The sequence below is a fragment of the Microvirga pakistanensis genome, from assembly GCF_004458765.1.
GTDB lineage: Bacteria > Pseudomonadota > Alphaproteobacteria > Rhizobiales > Beijerinckiaceae > Microvirga > Microvirga pakistanensis.
This window is the reverse complement of sequence record NZ_SPJX01000235.1, coordinates 1-223: the sequence shown is the minus strand read 5'-3', so window position 1 is coordinate 223 and position 223 is coordinate 1. Positions and strand designations below refer to the sequence as shown.

Here is a 223-nt window from a genome sequence, read left to right as displayed (position 1 = left end):
ATCCGTTCATACCGTCTACCATTGTGATCGGAGCGCCTTTCGCACCTCCGGCGCCACCCTCGTTCCGAAGATTTCAATCGCCTTCATCAGCTTGATGTGGTCCATCACGCCAATGGCCATCTGAATCAGGAAGCGGTCGAACCGGAAGATCTCATGCACCGCTAGGATCTTGTCTGTCACCTCCGCAGGGCTTCCGACGAAGAGTGCGCCACGTGGTCCCCGT

At 57.4% G+C, this 223-nt stretch carries 1 pseudogene; it reads right to left on the bottom strand.

Annotated elements, in window-relative coordinates:
- Positions 1 to 15: 15 nt before the first annotated feature.
- Positions 16 to 223 (bottom strand): annotated as a pseudogene (locus E4K09_RS14120) (LLM class flavin-dependent oxidoreductase); the annotation flags it as partial.